Annotated in this window: 17 protein-coding genes; 7 read left to right on the forward strand and 10 right to left on the reverse strand. The window is 42.6% G+C overall.

Translation table 11 applies throughout. From position 1 onward, the window contains the following. Positions 1 to 76: 76 nt before the first annotated feature. Together BCT34_RS20145 and BCT34_RS20150 are read right to left on the reverse strand one after the other, a co-directional pair. Entirely contained in the window at positions 77 to 310 is a 234-nt protein-coding gene (locus BCT34_RS20145) for a DUF3389 domain-containing protein (RefSeq protein WP_076657259.1), read from the reverse strand. Between the two features lie 72 nt (positions 311 to 382). After that, entirely contained in the window at positions 383 to 808 is a 426-nt protein-coding gene (locus BCT34_RS20150) for a hotdog fold thioesterase (RefSeq protein WP_004730936.1), read from the reverse strand. Positions 809 to 946: 138 nt separating this feature from the next. Here BCT34_RS20150 and BCT34_RS20155 point away from each other — a divergent pair, with 138 nt between their 5' ends. Then, the gene (locus BCT34_RS20155; protein WP_076657261.1) at positions 947 to 1,735 is read left to right on the forward strand and encodes a M48 family metallopeptidase; all 789 of its coding nucleotides are present in this window, start codon (positions 947 to 949) and stop codon (positions 1,733 to 1,735) included. Between the two features lie 93 nt (positions 1,736 to 1,828). Here the strand turns inward: BCT34_RS20155 and BCT34_RS20160 are convergent, their stop codons facing one another. Further along, positions 1,829 to 2,911 (reverse strand): site-2 protease family protein, encoded by a 1,083-nt coding sequence (locus BCT34_RS20160; RefSeq protein WP_076657262.1) that lies wholly within the window; start codon positions 2,909 to 2,911, stop codon positions 1,829 to 1,831. Positions 2,912 to 3,268: 357 nt separating this feature from the next. On the opposite strand from BCT34_RS20160, the gene BCT34_RS20165 reads away from it, so the two are divergent. From BCT34_RS20165 to BCT34_RS20175, 3 genes are all read left to right on the forward strand, one after another. Continuing rightward, entirely contained in the window at positions 3,269 to 4,528 is a 1,260-nt protein-coding gene (locus tag BCT34_RS20165) for an outer membrane protein transport protein (RefSeq protein ID WP_076657264.1), read from the forward strand. 13 nt (positions 4,529 to 4,541) lie between these two features. Beyond that, positions 4,542 to 6,989 (forward strand): VolA/Pla-1 family phospholipase, encoded by a 2,448-nt coding sequence (locus tag BCT34_RS20170; RefSeq protein WP_076657266.1) that lies wholly within the window; start codon positions 4,542 to 4,544, stop codon positions 6,987 to 6,989. A gap of 225 nt (positions 6,990 to 7,214) precedes the next feature. Further along, a complete protein-coding gene (locus BCT34_RS20175) occupies positions 7,215 to 7,772 on the forward strand; it encodes a PhnA domain-containing protein (RefSeq protein WP_017060062.1) in 558 nt (185 codons plus the stop codon). Between the two features lie 82 nt (positions 7,773 to 7,854). Here the strand turns inward: BCT34_RS20175 and BCT34_RS20180 are convergent, their stop codons facing one another. From BCT34_RS20180 to aspT, 7 genes are all read right to left on the reverse strand, one after another. Further along, positions 7,855 to 9,006: a BamA/TamA family outer membrane protein gene (locus tag BCT34_RS20180; RefSeq protein ID WP_076657268.1), complete on the reverse strand. Its 1,152-nt coding sequence runs from the start codon at positions 9,004 to 9,006 to the stop codon at positions 7,855 to 7,857. A 314-nt stretch (positions 9,007 to 9,320) separates the two neighbouring features. Further along, positions 9,321 to 10,235, reverse strand: coding sequence for a LysR family transcriptional regulator (locus tag BCT34_RS20185; RefSeq protein WP_076657270.1), 915 nt, complete (start codon positions 10,233 to 10,235; stop codon positions 9,321 to 9,323). Positions 10,236 to 10,393: 158 nt separating this feature from the next. After that, the gene (locus BCT34_RS20190) at positions 10,394 to 10,819 is read right to left on the reverse strand and encodes a hypothetical protein (protein WP_076657272.1); all 426 of its coding nucleotides are present in this window, start codon (positions 10,817 to 10,819) and stop codon (positions 10,394 to 10,396) included. 16 nt (positions 10,820 to 10,835) lie between these two features. Beyond that, the gene (locus BCT34_RS20195; protein WP_076657273.1) at positions 10,836 to 12,008 is read right to left on the reverse strand and encodes a patatin-like phospholipase family protein; all 1,173 of its coding nucleotides are present in this window, start codon (positions 12,006 to 12,008) and stop codon (positions 10,836 to 10,838) included. 204 nt (positions 12,009 to 12,212) lie between these two features. Then, positions 12,213 to 13,070, reverse strand: a complete 858-nt coding sequence (gene pdxY, locus BCT34_RS20200; protein WP_076657274.1) for a pyridoxal kinase PdxY — start codon at positions 13,068 to 13,070, stop codon at positions 12,213 to 12,215. Between the two features lie 170 nt (positions 13,071 to 13,240). Then, positions 13,241 to 14,839, reverse strand: coding sequence for a bifunctional aspartate transaminase/aspartate 4-decarboxylase (locus tag BCT34_RS20205; protein ID WP_076657276.1), 1,599 nt, complete (start codon positions 14,837 to 14,839; stop codon positions 13,241 to 13,243). 154 nt (positions 14,840 to 14,993) lie between these two features. Beyond that, positions 14,994 to 16,709: an aspartate-alanine antiporter gene (gene aspT, locus BCT34_RS20210; RefSeq protein ID WP_076657278.1), complete on the reverse strand. Its 1,716-nt coding sequence runs from the start codon at positions 16,707 to 16,709 to the stop codon at positions 14,994 to 14,996. Positions 16,710 to 17,180: 471 nt separating this feature from the next. Between aspT and BCT34_RS20215 the strand changes: the two genes are divergently transcribed. The 3 genes from BCT34_RS20215 to BCT34_RS20225 are packed head-to-tail and all read left to right on the forward strand — an operon-like array spanning position 17,181 to position 19,635. Beyond that, positions 17,181 to 17,393, forward strand: a complete 213-nt coding sequence (locus BCT34_RS20215) for a DUF1656 domain-containing protein (protein ID WP_076652477.1) — start codon at positions 17,181 to 17,183, stop codon at positions 17,391 to 17,393. A gap of 10 nt (positions 17,394 to 17,403) precedes the next feature. Continuing rightward, positions 17,404 to 18,270, forward strand: a complete 867-nt coding sequence (locus BCT34_RS20220; protein WP_076652474.1) for an HlyD family secretion protein — start codon at positions 17,404 to 17,406, stop codon at positions 18,268 to 18,270. A gap of 9 nt (positions 18,271 to 18,279) precedes the next feature. Continuing rightward, positions 18,280 to 19,635 (forward strand): FUSC family protein, encoded by a 1,356-nt coding sequence (locus BCT34_RS20225; RefSeq protein WP_076652472.1) that lies wholly within the window; start codon positions 18,280 to 18,282, stop codon positions 19,633 to 19,635. The last annotated feature ends 227 nt before the right edge of the window (positions 19,636 to 19,862 follow it).

Raw genomic sequence — 19,862 nt, forward strand, 5'->3', positions numbered from 1 at the left:
TTTATTGTGAATTATTGAGTATGACATCCTGAGACGCTTTTCAACATGAATGGTTAAGTACTTTAGCAGTAAAGGATTACATCACATCGCAGCCAATCTCATTGGCGATTTCACAGAGCTGTTGTTCATCGTCTAATTTTATCGACCATTTACACTCAGAACCGTTGGCTGAAATGACATTTGCCCCTTTTCCGATCAGTTGAATTGCATCAACCTGAGCTTGCAGCGTAACTTTATGTTCACCATCTAAACGAACCACCAATTCATGTGCGGTTGCGATGACTTTTCCACTTTTAAACGTTATGACCATTATTTTCTCGGGCTACTTCAAATACAAATTGCTTATTCTAAATTTAATAAGAGTTGACTGCTTCCCACTCTATTATCGTTTATGTTTCTTCACGGCAATGGTTAAGCGACTTGTACAAACTAAGCGTTGGCGCTCATCAGTGATATTGATCTGCCATACTTGAGTAGAGACACCCAAGTGAATAGGCTCAGCAGTACCAATAACGTGGCCTTCGCGCATTGACCTTACGTGGTTCGCATTGATATCGAGACCAACGCAATAGTAGCCTTCTGGTACACAAAAGTTTGCAGCCAATGAGCCAAGCGTTTCTGCTAGCACCACCGATGCGCCGCCATGAAGCATACCCAGTGGCTGGTGCGTAAAATGACAAACCGGCATGGTTGCCACCAAAGAGTTGTCGTTTACTTCGGTGTAAACAATATTGAGGTGTTCAATTAAGGTATTTTTTGAGGTCGCGTTGAAGGTATCTAGGTCAACGGGCTTTTTCCAAATACTCATGTGGGTTCCTTAATTATTAATCTTGTTATAGCGGGCATAGCTTTTTCTGTATTACCGCTGTTAGTTATCTTACAGCCCTTAGCTATTACGCAAGTTGATGTTAACATGCATAAAAACCGAATACACAGAGGATATTGTATGACGTCATGGATGAAGTTTGCCTCGCTTCTCACACTTGCAGGCCTAACTGCGTGTAGCGCTTCTCCGACAGGCAGAAACCAATTACTGCTTTTTTCAGATAAAGACATGTCTCAGCTTGGGGCACAGTCTTTCGAACAAATGAAGAAAGAACAGCCCATCAGCAAAGATGCCAAAACCAACGCTTATGTACAGTGTGTCGCGAACAGCATCACTCAATATATTCCTAAACAAGGCTTTAGTGAATGGGAAGTCGTTGTCTTTGATAGTGACCAAGTGAATGCATTCGCCCTACCTGGCGGGAAAATCGGTGTATACACTGGGTTACTTAAGGTTGCAGTAAATCAAGACCAACTCGCGACGGTTATTGGACACGAAGTGGCACACGTTTTAGCTGACCACAGTAATGAGCGTCTATCTCAATCTCAAATCGCTAATACTGGCTTATCTATTACTAGCGTCGCGTTAGGCGCATCAGAGTACAAAGAATATCAAGGTATGACGATGGCGGCGTTAGGTTTAGGCGTTCAGTATGGCGTTATTCTACCCTATGGCCGAACCCAAGAATCTGAAGCCGATGTAGTTGGTTTAGAGTATATGGCTCAAGCAGGGTTCGATCCAAGCCAAAGTGTCAACTTGTGGCAGAACATGGCGAAAGCGTCAGGTGGTAACCAACCGCCCGAATTGCTTTCTACGCACCCTTCCCACAGTACGCGTATTAAAGATCTACAAGCGACGATAAAAACGCTTCCTCAATCGAGTTCTCCAAGACCAAATTGCAAAGCGTAATCTAATTTATAATCGCCTAGCTAGGTTGAAACAAAAATGCCCTATCCAGATTGGTTAGGGCATTTTTTGGTTCCGACAACTGCTATCAACTTATCAAGTACCAAGAATTTGTAATGGTAAACTCAATAACTGATCACCGGTCGATGCGAAATACCAGATAACGCCTATTAAGCTGCTTACTAAACCCACATACCAAACGAACGACACGACTTGACCATATTTATCTAGTGGCAACAAGTGACTGTGATGACGCCCTTTCCATTCGAATAGTATTTCAACACTGCCCATGATCAATAAGAAGCCAAACAGAGTTAGATTCAACTGATAACTCAATACCACGCCCGCAACGGCCGCCGCGACACACAGTACAATACCAAGCACGCTGTTCATTGAAAAACTGATGCTTTTTAGTACATGTCCACCGTCGAGAGGCAAAATGGGCAAAAGATTAAACAGATTTAATAAAGCGTTAAATACGGCAAGCCCTGCGAAGAACATTTCGCCAGTAGCCCAATACAAAACTATAAATACTAACGACAATATCAGACCGAACAAAGGCCCCATGATTGAGATAACCACATCTTGCCAGCGTGTATTAATCTTTTCGTCGGATAACGCCAAACCACCTAGAAATGGTATCAAATAGATACCTTTGGTCTTCATACCAAAGTATTTCATCGCTCTAATATGCCCGTACTCATGAAACATTAAACAAGCAATTAAGGCCAAAGCAAACTGAATTGAAAATAGCCATGAATAGGCAGCTAAACTCGCAGAAGCAAGCACAACTTTAATTAGCTTGGCGCTTTTCAGCGCTTTCATACCAAGTGACACCAGACCAATTAAGCTAAAACGCTTTTCAGGCTTTGGCGCAACAACCGGAGTTTGTTGCTCGATATCTTTAGTATTTCGATTGCCTTCGGTGATGGTTTGACCATTCACAGATGCTTTATACGTCATCTCAAATGGTTGCCACTGAACGGTGGATTCAACGTGACACTGCAACGTTTCTTCGCCAGCGCGTAGTGTAAATTCGTGTGTTCGTGCATCTTCTTGGTTTGTGGTCGCGTTTAACTGAGACACCAGAGTATTGTCCCAATATAACTGTTGCCACCCTGCCATTGACCCCTCTAAACGAAGTGGCTTACCAAGAAACTCTATCGCGAGTAATTCCAAACTTAAATTCCAATTTAATGACTTCTAACGAGAGTCGACATTATGCCGATTTAGCGATCGGCGGTAAACAGAAACAAAGTTGTTACATATTGAGCAATTGAACACTATTTGAACTAATAACCAGTATAAACATTCTGGTCACACCTCCAACCACACATAAATCATTGATTGTGGTTATATTATCAGTGTTAAAGTGCCGCCCCTTAAAAATATAACCTCAAAAAATAACAACTCTTTCTTTGACTTTATATTAAACATGAATTTAACATGCCATTTACATTAGAGCTTCAACACCAACAATGCTCATTGTGTTTTCAAACCATAATAACGAAATTCGATGCCCTAGGAGGGTCAAGGATGAAAACAATACAACGCTCTCTCGTTTCACTTTCAGTACTATTTGCATGCAACTCACTTGCAGCTGGTTTCCAAGTTGCTGAGCATTCAGCCTCAGGTCTTGGTCGTGCCTTTTCAGGTGAAGGTGCAGTAGCTGACAATGCGAGTGTGCTCGCGAGAAACCCCGCCGCAATGACCCTATTTGATACAGCCCAATTTTCAGGCGCGGTTTCTATCGTTGATCCAGAAGTGGATATTACTCAAAACAATGTTCCCGGTTCCGGTGGACAGAGCCAAGTATCTAAAGACGTTGCACCACTGCAAGTTGTTCCTGCCGCTTACTATATCAGCCCAATCAACGATAAATGGGCTTGGGGCATTGGTATGTTCTCTAACTATGGAGTTGCTACCGATTACCCAGACGATATTTATGCTGGTGATCTTGCCGGTGATACTTCACTTGTGTCAGTGAACCTAAACCCAAATGTGGCGTATCGAATTAATGACCAGTTCAGTGTTGGTGTGGGTGCAAACCTTGTTTACGCCGAGGCTGAACTTAATCGTCACCAGGGTTCTATATCGAACATAACTGGCGATCCTGCTTCTACAAAACTGATTAGCATGACAGGCGAAACCTTTGCGTTTGGTTGGAACGTAGGCGCGTTATATGAACTGAATGAAAACAATCGATTCTCTATCGCTTATCGTTCAGAAGTGGACCTAGATTTTGATGATGGCGACTTCAGCGATTACACGGGTAGCATCGTACAAGGCAGTGCAACGACCACAACCGGTCGTCTAAAAATTACATTACCTTCGATCATTGAGATTTCAGCTTTCCACCAACTCACCGATCAATGGGCTATCCATTATGGCTGGCAACAAACGGGTTGGAGTAGCTTTAAAGAGCTCAAAGCGACGAGCTCAGATTGCGCAAATGGCGAGTGCTTCAAAAAGACAGAAGATTACGACGACAATAACCGTTACTCACTGGGTGCTACTTACCAGTTGAACCAAGCATGGACATTAAGAGCAGGTCTTGCTTATGACGAGCAAGCAGGCAAAGCGACGTTAAGTATTCCTGATAGCGACCGTTTCTGGTACAGCGCAGGTTTGACTTATCAGTACAGCCCTAACCTTTCAATCGATGCTGGTTTCGCTCTTGTTCAAAGTAAAGAAGGTGATTTCACTGAAACCAATGAACTTGGTCAGGAACTTGAATTCTCTGGTGATGCAGTAGCTTACCTATCGGCAATTCAAATGAACTACACCTTCAACTAAACGGAATTTAAACATGAAAAAGTTATTTAATGTTTCGATGCTTGCTTCAGCAATGTTTCTAGCAGGATGTGGTGATGACTCCTCAAGCTCTGGTGCTTCTACAGCGATTCAATATGAACAATACATTCAAGACTCACTCGCGCAAGCGACAAGTATCAAGTTTCAACTAACGGGCGCGGATATTGCAGTTCCACTTCCTAGCTTCGCGTTAATGGATGCTACCGACGGTACACTTGGTTTACCGACTGGCGGTGACGACTCATTGACCAACCCTATTGCCGCAATGAATACAATGGATGGCTGGTCAACTTCAATGCCAATCATCATGGACTTTGAAGGTACTGGCTTAGCTGACGGCGCAGCTACTGGTGGGGTTTACCTATTAAAACTTAGCGGCTCACTCACTTCTGAAACTGCACCTAGTGTTGCTGGAATATTGACTTTAGGCGTTGATTTCAACGTTCTATCTAGTGCCTCAACAGACACCTTCACAATCGTTTTCAATGATTCTCTCGACGCTTCAAGCGAATACGTCTTGGCGCTTTCGAATGAGCTTACGGACGTAAATGGCGACCCTGTTGGCATGTCGGCAAGTTATGCAGCTCTAAAATCAAGTGCTGTAACTTACACCGAAGGTAGTCTTGCTCAAGCGCAACAAGTTACTCAAGGTGTCGAAAAGATCTTCGCTCGAGCGACTGCTGCAGGTGCAATAAACCTTGATACAGAGAACATCATTTACTCGACGTGGTTTACTACAGAGTCTGTAGGTAGTTCAATTTATTCAACAAAAGCAGCGACTGCATCCGCTTTAGCTCAGGGTGGAATGGCACAAGTATGGAAAGGCAGCGCTAATCCAAACAATATAGATCTATCATCTGCCTACCAAATGACATTTGGTACTACACAAGAATTGGCGATTGCATTAGCCGCGGATACCACTGTTGACACATTTATGGAGGCTTCCACCAAAGCCGCTATGCTAGCAGGTTATACGGGAGGAGCGTTAAATGGTACGGTTAACGTCACCAAAGGTAATGTAAAACTACCCTACTACTTGGAAACAGGAACAAGCGAATGGAATTCGCAACCATTTGAGTCAGGCATGCCAAGCCTTGTCAAGGTGTCGTCAGCTATTGCCGACACAAATGAAAAAGCAAATATGGCTGCACAGCTTCTAAGCTTAGGTGTAGATCTTACAAAGCTTGCTACAGACCCCGCAGAACAACTTAAACTTGTTGGTGCAAATCTAACTTTAAGTAACGGTAATGCATTAGACACAGAACGTGTCATCACTCGATATGCTCCCGTACCGCAAGTTAAATCACTGCAAGATGTAGAGTTTATCTTGTTTACGCCTGTAACAATTCCTGGCACTCCAATGCCAATAGTTATTTATCAACATGGTATTACTAGTCTTAAAGAAAACGCTTATGCATTTGCTGCCAATCTTGCTGCACAAGGTATTGCTGTGATAGGCATCGATATGCCACTGCATGGAACTCGTAGCTTAGATAAAATTCCAAATGAACGTTCAGCGAATGCTAACCTATTGGCATACCTAAACCTTACTAACTTACCTGTCGCGCGTGACAATGTAAGACAAAGTGTTATGGACGTGCTTGGGTTACGAGTCGCATTATCCTCTAACCAAGGTCAGGGCGCGTTCACATCAACACCTTTGGCAACTATAGATAACACAACGACCAGCCACCCTAGACTATTCGGGCATTCACTAGGTGGAATTGTTGGTATTACTGCGTTAGCACAAGCTAACAAAACAATTAATGACCCTACGGGAGATGCAATTTATGCGTTTTCATCTGGTGTAATAGCTAATTCCGGTGGTCAAATTTCAAACTTGCTACTGGGTTCTGATTCATTTGGTAACATTGTTATACACAACGTCGCAGTAGGCGGATTACCAACATACGCAACACATAATAAGACAACATGTGAACCGAATAGTTATACGATGACACAGTGTGTGGATGAGTTTACTTCAGACTCAGCTAATAAAGCGAGCCTCCAAGCCCTGCTCGCTCAGTTCGCTTATTCTAGCCAAACGGTATTAGATGTAATCGATCCTTATACCAATGCTGGAGATTACAGTGACACATTGCCTACGTTAATGCTTCAATCTGACGGGGATGAAACTGTACCAAACGCTGTTATTAATAATCCTATGATTGGGACGGCTCCATTTGCCGGTACCGAGCCACTAGCTGATAAGCTTGCTTTGAACGGCATAAATGCATCAGCCGCAACTCCTTCTACATCAATTAGTCGCGAGTTTATTCAGTTTAATGCAGTAGCTAAGCACTCAACCGCAATTGCACCTCAAGATAAAGGAACTCCTCCAGCGGATTACAATCACTACTTGGAAATCCAAAGAGAGCTAGTTGATTTCTTCTCTGACAACAAGTTGGGGTCAGTATCAAACACAGACTCTGTTTTGGAGTAAAATCTACCTTTATATCAAAACCAAATGCCAGCCTAACCGCTGGCATTTTTATATCTATAGCCAACTAATCTTCCCTAGTTAACCGTTTGCATAAAACTTTAAAACACAAATGGTTGATCTCAGCTAAAATTAATCAAGACAGAATACCGTACGACCTCTTTCTTTATTGTAAATAAAGTGGATAATAGCCCCGTAAACTTAATACCTAATAAATGTGAGTCCATTATGTCTTCTGAAGCTACTATGCTAGAACGCTGCCAATCTAAATGTGAACTATGTGGTTCTGATTCTTCTCTTACTGCATACGCAGTGCCGCCACACAGCCACGTAACAGTGGATCACGGCATCATGGTATGTGACAAATGTCTTGGTGAGATTGACGATCCTAAAGATATCAACCACTGGCGTTGTCTTACTGACAGCATGTGGAGTCAAGAAGCGCCAGTTCAAGTAACTGCATGGCGTCAACTTACTCGTCTGAACACAGAAAGCTGGGCTCAAGACGCGCTAGACATGATGTACCTTGAAGAAGAAACGTCAGTTTGGGCACAAATTGGTATGTCTGCTGATGACAAGCCTCTTGACGTGAACGGCGTTGAACTTAAGAAAGGTGACGACGTAACAGTAATTAAAGACCTGCCAATCAAAGGCACTAACCAAGTGATTAAGCAAGGTACTGTTATCCGCGGCATCAGCGTTGGTGACGATCCGAAGCTTGTTTCTGGTAAAACAAACGGCGGTCAATCAATGTACGTAATCGCTGAGTTCTGCCGTAAGAAGTAATCTTACTGTGAACAAGTAATAAGAAACCAGAAAGGCGCTGATTAGCGCCTTTTTTTGGGAAAAATTCAACCCATGCGTAGCACTAGAAGCCACTGCCGATATTAAAGTAGATAGCACGCTCTTCATGGCTTTGCGCGTAGTCCATACCAAGGTGTAAACCGTAACGTCTTGCGATTTGATATCGAAAACCGACACCTCCTGCATTCACCGTACTATCCTGACTTATTCTGCTATCTTGTTTTGCAGTACCAGAACCGTAGAACCCAGAAACCTTCCAGCGATGATTGATACTATACGTCAATTGCCCTTGTATAGTTTCAATCTCATCACCTTGATAACGGTAAGAAGACACACCACGCAAAGAAACATAAGGCTTCGCCGTCGGTGATACAAACAGATCTTTCTGTTCGAAGTTTTGATAGTTTGCGGCCAAGCCTAACGTCCATTTATTAGTGATTGGGATATAAGCTTCACCATCAATGTTGAAATTACGGTAATTGTAATCACTGCCAATGGCATCATCATAAATCATGTAATCAGCAGACAACTTATAGCCCTTAGTCGGATAAAATAGGTTATCTCGCGTGTCATATTCTGCCTCTAACCCTAAGCCTGACGTGACCGATTCGTTACCCAAGAGTTTATCTAAAAGTGTATTTTCGAATTCAATTTCAGACTTTGCCAGTAATTGCTTTATACCCAACATCCAAGGTGTATTTCCGAGTCTAAACTGTACCTTTTGAGACAGTACAGCAACGGAAGTTGATGTGCCTATTCTCAGGTCATGGTCAATCGGTGCCCAATCGATTGATGTGTACAAATCTAAATTCGCAACACCAAAACCGCCCCCCCCAGTATAACGAATAGCATCATTCATCCATGAACGTCTATGACCACCGAATACAAACCAAGTCTCATTTTCTGTACCGACTGCGCCAACCACTGACATTGCAGAAGGAACAAGCTGCGCACCACCATCTATGGCAGAGAGAGCTGCCTGCTTTCGTTGTCGCTTTTCTTCATCCGTCTCATGTAGAAACAACCCAGCCACACCGCCACCGTAACCTACTGCAGGCTCGGTAATCAAAATTGGAATAGGTAAAAAGCCATGTGCATTTTCAGCAAGGTGATGCCCCAAATCAAACTGACCATCAACAGGATCGAAAAACGATGCGGACGAATGAGCTGTAAACAAAGAGCAGGAAAGAAGAAAAAAGCCGCCGCAGCGATTCATAAGATTGGCCTCATAAAAAAGGCCGGGTAATGAAACCCGGCCAAAACTCTGCTTCCTTGCAGTAAACATAGAAAATTAACACTTATTGCCAATAAAGGGGGTCCTTAATCGACAGGACTAGAATAGGCCAAACGGTGGCATTGCCCTACTCGCATATGCAGGGTCAAATCCTACAAAACGGGGCCTTACCCAACGGGATGAGATCAGAAATTCGATACAAAAAAAGGCTCTAAGTGAGCCTTCATTTGGAGTGAACGTATGTGTGAGTAAAGGTTAGAGAGCACTACATATAAACTATTGTAATAAATATAAAGCTAAGCTCGAAAGCTACTGATTAATCGCTCTCTGTATTCTGATATCACTGAAGTTAATGAGCCCTTGATATCACTGATCTGTTTCGAGTGAGGACACCACAATGCGAAACCAAATTTGAATCCTTCAAATATTTCTGCCGCTTGAATAGGTTCAATTTCGTGTTGAGAAAACTCTGGGTCAGAAAAGAATGATTTAGGTAAAAGTGCCCAACCCAAGCCTTCTTCAACCATTTTTATTGTCAATGCAAGTTGGTCGATCTCTTCGTGGTCTGAACTTACAACAATTTTTTCCGACATCCCTTCTTCAATCAGGGATCTCAAAACAAATTGTTTCGAGTTTCTCAAAGCGACCAGCACATCCTCTTTGGCTAGATTGGCAAATTCACCACCCTTTTGTACAAATGGGAAAAATTCAATATGGCCTAAAAATGTTGCGTCTAAACTGTGCATAGCGCGGCTATCGTGAACATTCACCAAACCAAAGTGGTATTCACCATCTTGAATCCCTTGCTTGATCGCTTTCTTATTACGAACCAGAAAGTTCACTCGCATCATTGGAAAATCGCGCTTGAGTTGCTTGCGAATATCGACAAGAACGCGTTGAGGAATCACGCTAGAATAAGCGATTGTGATGTTTTCTAACCCGCCATAAGACAGGCTCAACGCAACCTTATCAAAGGTACGCGCTTGCTCAATGGTTTGCTTAGCATAGTGATACAGAAGATGCCCGTCTTCCGTTGGTTCTACGGAACGACCGACTCTTTCAAAAAGGTTTACTGCGAGTTGATCTTCGAGATTCGTAATCACTTGCCCGATTGTCGTTCTGTGTTTGTTGAGCTTAACGGCCGCTTTACTGAACGAAAGCTGATCATAAACGGTAACGAACGCGAGAAGTTGTTCAATGCTGAAATTCATTTTGATGTGCTTATTTTTAATCGTTATATATTTAAACTATCACAGGCTGACGAAATATCTACTTTGTCAGAATAATAATCGTAAGATGAATTTGTCTGGTTGAAACAAAAAAACCTACTTAAGTCAGTAGGTTCTATGATTGAGTTGTGGCGAATAACTTAAATGTACTCGATAACTCGAGCTAGGTAGTTAAAATCGCCTGAATCACCGTGGTAATTGCGGTAAACATCGACACTGAAGTATCTAGGTTGATCTGCTTGAATGTGTTCAGCAACGCGTTGTTCAATGGACTCTAAAGTTTCACCCGTTTGCGAGTAAATGTATTTCTTGCTGGCCTTTTGAAGTTGGCGTTGCTTAGCTTCTTTATGTGTAACGTAGTTATTCACCTCTACCCACTGACCAATGTAATCAATTGTCACGTAATCTGAAGTCTCTTCAACCATCACCAACGCTGCTTCTTGTTGAACATCGACCAGTTGTAGCATGTCGTTATTGACTTTTTGCTGATCCATTGAGGATGTGTTTTGTGCCATTGCAGCGCCAGACGTTGCAATAATAAGTAGCGTTAATGCCGTTTTTTTCATTTTACAATATCCCTAATTAAGGTAATTCGGTTACCCAAGGTTTGCCCTGAGTTGCTTTGTGATAGCCATATTCGTATATGGTTAATAGGTAATGTTCATCAAACATATCTTTGGTTCGTTTGGCGTAACCAAAATCGTGTTCGATGTAAGTAAATTGCATATCAATGTTGTTGGTTTCACTGATGTATTTCATTCGATATAAGTCACCACGAGTTTGAGCAAGAGTCAGGCTTGATACGCTCTTCGTTACCAAATCTAGGCCCTTATCTCGTAACGAGTGGTACGGCGCTTTCAGTACACCATTTCGAATCACATCAAGCTGTGGTGGTGTTTCTAATCCAAGTGCATCTGAGATCTGTTGATAGTCAAATTGCGATGGATTGAAGAACACTTGAGCCGCTAAGCCACCATCAACGTGCAACTCTTCAAAAATTTCACCTTCATGTTCCACATTGATAAACTGCGGTGGGAACACTCCAGGAATAGATGCACTTGCGGCCAAAACCTTATAGATAAGCTCGGATTTATTTGGCACGTCACTGTTTGCAATTGCGCCCACATTCCAAATAACAAGCTCGCCGGAATCAAAATGTGTACTGCCAATAAACAGACGCTTACCATTGCGATGTTGCTCTGCAATTTGCTCAATCATCGGTTCAGGGAACGCCGTAGCAATGAACTGATACAAGCTTTCTCCATCAGTAAACGCATCTTTAAACACAGTGTTCAGAAAGTTCTTTTTGCCAAGGACTGACTTGTCATTAATATTCAACATCACTTCCTTCATCTTCGGAAACGCATCTCCCCCGATGAACACAAACGGTGCCATTAACGCGCCTGCGCTGATGCCTGTCACTATGGAGTAATCCTTCAGTTGGTCTGATTCTTCAAGCCCGATCAAAATACCGGCACCAAAGGCTCCGTTGGCGCCACCTCCTGACAAGGCAAGAATGTTCAGTTGATCGCCTGATACGGTAATCGGTGTGGTTTTATCGTCTACAGAATATAAGAAGTCCGGTGTCTCGTTCGCCCAAATACGCAGTGGCTCACCTACGGTAGATGTATCTTCTACTACTACTTCTTTGTAATTATCTTTGTTTACGCGTAAATCCAGTGTATGAGGTGAACTACAGGCCACTACGAGGAATGACAAAGCAACGGTAAGACCGGAAGAGATTAGACGGTTCATATTTAGGCTCATTTAATTTTCTCTAATATGATTCAGAGACTCTGTTTAATAAAATTAGAAAACAGAAAAGTTAATAAATAGGGATAAAGTGAAGTCCGTCTCTTTGTGGTCGTAATATAACTAGAGTGAGGCTTAACTCGTAATCTTGTTTGTAGGACGCTATCCATCGAATAGCCATCGCCACCACATTTAGAGTTAAACGCTCTAGCCTATTTTGACTACGTTGAAATCGTGGGTAGGTTCAACAAATTCATACTGAGCATTAATCGTTTGTAGTTCCCAAGTGCCATAGCTTTTAGTCAGCTCCAATACACCGTAAACGGCGTTGTTTGCGTGACGGAATGCAGCCACCGGAGACATTTTTTTCATTAATCCTGCAGTAAATATGCCTGAGATAAGATCGCCAACACCAACCGGTTGTTTATCAAATTCAATATTCGGCCTTTGGACTAAATAGCATGCCTTTTTCGTTGCGAGGATCATGCTGAACGCGTCGTCGGGTAATGAGTGCAGATGTTTCACTAAAACCATCTTTGGTCCAAGTTCCAATGCTTTCTTACAAGCGGTAACGGCATCACAAAGCGAGTGGATTTTGGTATTGGTCAATTCACTTAGCTCAAATTGGTTGGGCACGATCGCATCAGCGATAGGCAGTAAGTGTTTGGCTATGGCAGCTTTAACCCCATCATCAACGATACAACCTTTATCTGGGTCGCCCATTACAGGGTCACAAATATAGAGTGCACTGTGATTTTTATCTTTGATGAGACTTACCGCTTCAGCAACCGCTTTGCATTGGTCTGCACTTCCCTGATAACCCGAAAGAACCGCGCCACAGTCTTTCAATGCACTGATGTTGTCTAAGCCTTGAATTAAATTTCGAATATCGTCTGAGCCAAATTTTTGTCCTGTCCAACCTTGCTCATATTGAGTGTGATTAGAAAACTGAACAGTATGGATTGGCCACACATCGAGTCCCATCCTTTGGATTGGAAAAACCACAGAGCTGTTGCCTGCATGCCCATAAACCACGTGAGATTGAATAGAAATAATGCTTTTCATACGCCGCTCTTTTTTAGTTTTAATTGGATTTTTAATTACTTGCGGAAGACGACTAAATAAACACAACGGAACGTCAAGATAAGCAGTTGTTACCTGCTAACCACTGTGCTTATTTGGTCGGAATAGCCTCGACATCGCCGAGGCATATTCTTGGTAAGTTTGACTAAAACTTATTCGCCTTGAAACTCAGCGAAGTGTTCGTCTAACACCTTGCGCGTTGCGCGACCAATCAGTTCGTACTCGTGGTGAGTAAGGTTAGCCAAAGAAACGCGAACAGAAGCGTGTACTACATCGAAGCCTTTGCCTGGAAGCAAGATAACGCCTGTTTCGTGTGCAAGTCGGAACAGGAAGTCTTTGCCCTTCTCGTTCGCTTTGAACCATTCAACGAAAGCTGGGCCGTACAATTTGCCGCCCAAAGTGTCGAGCTCAAGCAATGTGTAGTAGTCCACACGATCTTTGTTCTCTTCAATTTCTACACCCATGTTTTTGTACAGAGTTTTGTAACGCTCACGAATGATGCGTTTGCATGCTTCTTTGTAGTTTTGCTCTGAGTCCATTAGGCAGTTCAATGAGAACAGCGCCATTTGAACTTGTTGTGGTAGTGAAAGACCCGCGGTGTGGTTTAGTGCAACACTTCGGCTGTCTGCAACGATACGATCGATGAACTTAATACCGCGAGGTTCTGGATCTAACGTCTTGTATCGCTCATCCAGTTCAAGTTGGCGCGTTTCTGGTAGGCTACGCATTGCATCATCGAACACATTGTTGTATTGAATCGCAATCGAGCCAAGGCGCCAGCCTGTCGCACCGAAGTACTTAGAGAATGAGTAAACACAAAGCGTGTTGTATGGAAGTTTGGCAAACAGAGAAACAAACTCGTCTGCGAATGTCCCGTATACATCATCAGTGATAATGAACAGATCGCTACGTTGTGTATTGACGAAGTCTGATAAGTTATCAAGCGTCTCATCAGAGAACTTCACTGATGCAGGGTTTGCTGGGTTTACTACGCACAACAATTTAATGTCTTTATCTTCTAGCTTCTGGATTTCAGACATAGGAAGCTGCCATGTTGTCTCGTCTAAACGAAGCTCTACAATCTCAAGTTCGTATTCCGAAAGCTCAGGGATCTCTAGGTAAGGTGTGAAGATTGGTGTGATTAACGCAACCTTATCGCCTTTCTTTAGAAGACCGTTGTGGAACATGGTTTGGAACGTATACGTCATTGACGCCGTACCACCTTCAGTGGCAAACAGATCGAAATCCGTCGTCATTGGCATTGGACCGTACATCTCTTCTGCTATGTACTGTTTTACAACCGTTTCGATATTCGTCAGCATACGTGGCGGCACTGGGTAGTTACACGCTAAGTACGCGTTAACCAGTTCGTTCAAGAACACTTGTTTTTCAATACCTAGGCGATCTTTTGCGTAGCTCAGAGCTTTTTCAATGAACTGAACGCCTGGGTTCTGTTGATTATTGTTTGCGTAAGAATCAAAACGCTCAACAATACCAACACCATCCGGGATACCACCAAAGCTACCGTCTAAATATGAATATGTGCGCTCCGCCTCCATTACGGAAAATTCACCTAAGCGAATAAACGCTTTACGTGGCAATGTTGCTAGGAAGTTTGGATTACCACGGCCTGCATCTAATAAAGCGCGGTCTGGTACTGTTTGTGCAACTTCAATTAATTTATCTTTCAATTCAAATGGGCTTAAATCAGCAAATTTTGAAAAATCGATAGTTTTATTTTGTGTAGTCATGATATTTACCTAATCATTTAATATTGAACACTTTCATTTAAACAAAGTGTTTTACTTAAGTGTGTTTGTTCGAGCCTAGCCAATGTTTTTATTTGGCAGGCCTTTTAATAAATTGATAGTTATTTTTTAAATCGTATTAGATGTGTAGTTTTGATTACATACCTGCGTTAACGGTAATAATGCCAACGATAATTGGTCCCCATAAAGTCAATAACACGTTCGCTACAGCGTAAGTCACAGTGAAAGAGAACACTGGCGTTGCATTGCCTGCTTTCTCCATCAATGCTGCGAAGGCTGGGTTTGCACTTCGACCACCGGTCACACAACCTAAAGCTTCAATTGGGTTCTTGATCTTCAAAACAAAGTAAGAGAACAAGAATGAAATAATCTGTGGAATAATAGTAACTGCCATACCTAAGAACAGGAGTGACATACCGTGTTCTTTTATGGTGTCAACCGCTTGAGGGCCAGCTTCTAGGCCAACGATGCCAACAAATGCTGCTAAACCAAAATCACGAATGAAGTTTGTAGCGCTCGCTGGGAACTGAGCCACATGTGGATTTCTGCTACGTAACCAACCAACAAGTAAACCAGAGATCAAACAACCTGCACCAGAACCAATCGTTACGGGGATACCTGCAATTTTAAAGCTGATTAGGCCAATGAGAAGACCCAACACCATACCGAAGCCCATTACAATGAAATCTGTCGTGGTTGCAGAACCCATGCGCTTACCGATATGTTTTTCAACTCGGTTGATGTCTTGAGCAGTACCCGTTAATTGAATTACATCGTTTTTCCCGACAATCAGGTCATCAGTAATGGCAACTGAAGCACCTTCACGGATGTAATCTGTCACATACACGCCTCGGAATGAGCGTTCGTTTGAGCTGTCTTTGATTTCTCTTAGCGAGCGGCCAATCAGCTTACGATTATCAGCGATAAGTTGACGATTTTCTTCTATAACTTCATAGCTTTCCGGTAGTGCAACTTCATTACTTTGTGCCTTACTCTGTAGCTCATGAACCGCATTTCGGCGACCAGTCACTACAACAAGGTCCCCCGCTTTAAGCGCCGTGAACTTGTCTGCGCTCAGCTCTTTACCATCGCGCTCAATCAGCTCGATGCACGCAGCAAGTGATGATTGATTCAATTGGCCCAATGTCTTACCGACCAGTTGATCGTCGTTAGTCACTTTATAAGCACGCGTCACTAGAGCAGTAACCGCGTTAAATTCGCCATCCGCTAAATCACGTTTCCCGTTAGAATTTTTTTCTTCTAGAGTGATAGCTTCAGAACGGATGTCCCACTTCATGAGTGTTGGGAATACCCAAGTCACCATTAAGATCGGGCCGAGAGAACCAAAGATATATGTTACAGCGTAACCAACAGCAACATTAGTTTGCATTAGGTGTTTAGCTTCTTCAGTTACACCACCTAAACGTGCGATCGCATCACCTGCAGTACCAATAATCGCAGATTGAGTTAAACCACCAGCGGCTAGACCTGCAGCTGTGCCTCTATCTAAGTCAAATAACCATGCAGCGGCAAGTGCACACAACAAGCCAGAAACAGTCATGACAACCGCAGAGAGCAGAATGTTGATGGTTCTGAAATTAAGGGCTTTAAAGAATTGTGCGCCGCCCTGATAACCTACGGCATAAATAAACAGCGCAAAGAAAATACTTTTAACGCCAGGATCTATCTGAACACCAAATTGCCCAATTATTACGCCCATTAATAAGGTTCCGGCTACACCGCCTAAAACGAATCGGCCGATCGTAATTTTACCGACCATATAACCTAATGAGAGTGTAATAAATAGCGCGACAAATGGTGCCATGTCAAACAGATTAGAAATAATGTCCATGACAAATTTACTCTTGTTACTAAATATAAGGAGCAAATAATCTAACGAATAAATTAATACTGATATTTGTTGGATTATTCAATTTAATAAAGCAGCTCGTTGCTTCGAACCGAATATTAAGAACAAAAGGTTTTATTATGTAATCCCATTTGATGGATCAAATCATCGCTTCGATTATTTGATGAGTGACAGAAGCGCGTTTTATGCCATAAGCTATTGTTTTAAAATGATTTAACCAAAAACGAAATATTTGAATTATTTTTGAAATAAATTTCAAATAAGTATTATTAACTCCAGATCGTATCCCTACCTTACCTCAACTAGTAGGCTTTGTAGCACTTAACAGGATTCAAATCGAATCGTAAACCATTATGGTCTTAGATTTGATGGATCTAATCCTCTATAAGCGATTATCACAATAAACCTAACTCCGTTATCGTTGCATTCACCAAACAAATAGAGAAAAGAACCATGAACACAATGCCACATGAACTTGTGTGGGGTGAAGTCTACTTCCCACCGCTGTTATTGGTTGTCGCACTGGCTTACATATTGACAATGCTAACAGGGTCAATCGCTACAAGGTTTGGCCTTCATAAGTACATCGCCTTTCCTGCAATAGCAGAACTGAGCTTGATCGTGATTTTTACTGGCGCTATCGGCCATTTTATTACCATTTTTTGAGGCACTTACTGTGATCAAACGTTATCTCATCACACTTTTATTATTGGCTGCTGCGGGAACTGTCGTTTATAGCTATTACCAGTCTTATTCAAGTAACCCGTGGACCAGAGATGGACAAGTTAGCGCTTATATCGTCTCGATTACACCTCGTGTAACGGGCCAAGTGATTGAAGTGCATGTCGAAGACAACTCGAAAGTAAAAAAAGGCGACCTTCTTTTTGAGATCGACCCGAGTATTTACAAAGCTACCTACCGAAAAGCCCTTGCGACCCAAAAACAAGCGCTTGCCCTACTCGCCAAGGCGAAAAACGAAGAGCAACGCGCGTTAAATTTAGAAAAAAGGACGCCTGGTGCTGTACCGGTTCTGACGCTAAACAACTTAAGCAATGCAGTAGAGACCAGCGCCGCGAACGTCGAGCTGGCAAAAGCTAATGTAGAAGAAGCACATCTTAACCTTGAATACACCAAGATATATGCACCTACTAACGGCTACATCACTAACCTAAACCTACGTGTGGGCTCTCAAGTTGTCGCGAATTCACCAGTGGTTGCGTTAATTGATGAAGATAGCTTTTGGATTGAAGGTTATTTCAAAGAGACAGATTTAGTCGGTGTCGACGCTCAAGATACTGCCTATGTGACCCTAATGATGCACAACAATGTTCAACTAGAAGGACATATTAAAAGTATTGGCTTTGGTATCGCTAAGCAAGACGGCAGCACAGGTAATGATCTATTGCCAAATGTGAATCCAAACTTCCAATGGATACGTCTCGCTCAACGCATCCCTATCAAAGTTAAACTAAACAAAGTACCTGAAGACGTACAACTGCGTGTTGGTATGACGGCCTCGATCAAAATAATCAAAAATAACTAGGTGATTTATATGTTCACTGCATCGACTAAAGAAGCGATTAAAGCCTCACTCTCTATCGTTATCGCGATCTGCTTAGCGTTGTGGTTTGGTTGGGAAAAACCGTATTGGGCAGCGATAGCCGTTGCAGTGATGACATTGAATGAGAGCTTCGCCCATTCAATCAACAAAGGCCATAACCGGTTAATGGGAACCTTGTTAGGGACAGGTTATGCCTTTTTTCTCATCGCCATGTTCCCTCAAGATCGATTCTTGTTTCTCACATTTTTCACCCTGTTTCTAGGCGTATGTATCTTCATGTCTAGCGATGAAAAGTACGGTTATATCTTTTCTATTGGATTTGCCGTGTGTTCAATTGTTGCTTGCATGGGCGGGTTTGATAGCCAAACCACCTTTCACTTTGCTGTAGTTCGACTTCAAGAAACACTACTGGGTGTCGTGGTCTTCTCTTGCGTGTATCGCCTCGTGTGGCCTGTGAATACAGAGCTCAACTTTGTACAACGTTTCGAAACCAGCAAACAAGCGTTGTTAGATGCTATGGAAAACACAGACCATATAGACATTGCCGCGCTTGAAAGTAACACAGCGAATATTGATAAGCTGTATCAACTTTTAGATCTGCCGCTTAGTGGTAGCTACCATCTTAAGGAAAACATCCAAGCATGGCGTATGCGCATCGATGAAATGGCGCATATTCAAGATGCATTACTCAAACAAACTAGCAGCGAATCTGACTTGGGTATCCAATGGTCGGTTCTTACTGACAACTTAAATGCGTTCGATATACGGGTACCAAACCAATCACTTGTTGAAGGTGAACCCAATGCAATGGGCGATTATGAAGAAGTCTCTTGGCATCATGCTCACCGCACGTTTGTTGAACATTTAAACGAAGATGGGCGTAAAGTGCTGCAAGGCGTGTCGATGTTTATCACATCACTCTTGATTTGGATTTATCTTCCCGTGCCGGGCGGTTTTATATTCCCTATGTTAGCCGGTGTATTCTCTTCGATGGTCCCGACCATGCCACCAAGCATTATTAAAGATGCCTTTTATGGTGTGCTGGGCACAGGGTCAGTGATTCTATTGCAATACATCTTTGTGATGCCATTAATGACAGAGCTATGGGAGCTCGCCCTATTCTATTTCCTTAACATTATGGTGATATGGAAAGTGTTCGCGACACCTAAGCTCATGATACATAGAATTTTGGGTATCAACTTATTGGTTGTTCTTACATCTGGTGCGCTCAACCTCACGCCGGTATATAGAATAGAAACGCCACTATTGATGCTGGTGAATATTATGATCATTTTGATGATAGCTAAGCTGTTTACTGATCTATTTAGAGTGAAGGTAACCGCTTAAACTCAATACATTTACCACTATAACACCACGGCCTGCAAAGTATTTTACTAAGCAGGCCGTTTTTTTATCTGATGAAAACAACTACAAATCATAACCTTAGCATCAAAGTTAACTAAAGTAGGATAGCGTCCATCAAACGCGATTAACGCGATCTGTCACCTACTCTTAAAATCCTCTCATTGATTGACGCAATGCATTTTTAGTCGCGACATTCACACTAGCAATCC

Source organism: Vibrio sp. 10N.261.45.E2 (assembly GCF_002875705.1).
In the GTDB taxonomy this organism is placed as follows: Bacteria; Pseudomonadota; Gammaproteobacteria; order Enterobacterales; family Vibrionaceae; genus Vibrio.